General features: G+C 74.2%; 1 protein-coding gene. It reads left to right on the forward strand.

Annotated features, from left to right (window positions below; genetic code table 11):
- The coding region (locus LPA54_RS34735; protein ID WP_228984612.1) for an MFS transporter at positions 1-647 on the forward strand (647 nt) is incomplete at both ends.

Raw genomic sequence — 647 nt, forward strand, 5'->3', positions numbered from 1 at the left:
CTGCTGATCCTGTTCGGCACCCTGGGCGACCGGGTCGGCCGCAGACGCGTCCTCCTCCTCGGCTACACCCTGTTCGGCGTGGCCTCGGCCATGGCGGCCTTCGCGGACAACGCGCACCTGCTGATCGTGGCGCGGGCGCTGCTCGGCGTCGGCGGCGCGATGATCATGCCGGCCACGCTGTCGATCCTGCGCCAGGTCTTCCCCGACCGCCGTGAGCGGGCGCTCGCCATCGGCGTCTGGAGCGCCGTCGCCGCCGTGGGCGCCGCGGTCGGACCGCTGCTCGGCGGCTTCCTGCTGGAGCACTTCTGGTGGGGCTCGGTCTTCCTGGTCAACATCCCGCTGATGCTGGTCAGCCTGCCCGTCGGGCGGATCCTGCTGCCCGAGTCGAAGGGCGACGGCGACGGCCCCTGGGACGTGGTCGGCGCGCTCACGGCCGCCGCCGGGCTGTTCGCGGTGGTCCTCGGCGTGAAGCGGCTCGGCGCGGGCGAACTCGGTGCGGCCACGCTGGTGCCGCTGGCCGCCGGGGCCGCGCTGCTGGTCCTGTTCGTCCGCCGGCAGCGGCGGCGCGAGCACCCGCTGCTCGACCTGCGGATGTTCTCCCGGCCCGCGTTCAGCACCTCGGTCGGCTGCATCGTGCTGGCCATGCT

Source organism: Streptomyces sp. DH12 (assembly GCF_020873895.1).
Lineage (GTDB): Bacteria > Actinomycetota > Actinomycetes > Streptomycetales > Streptomycetaceae > Streptomyces.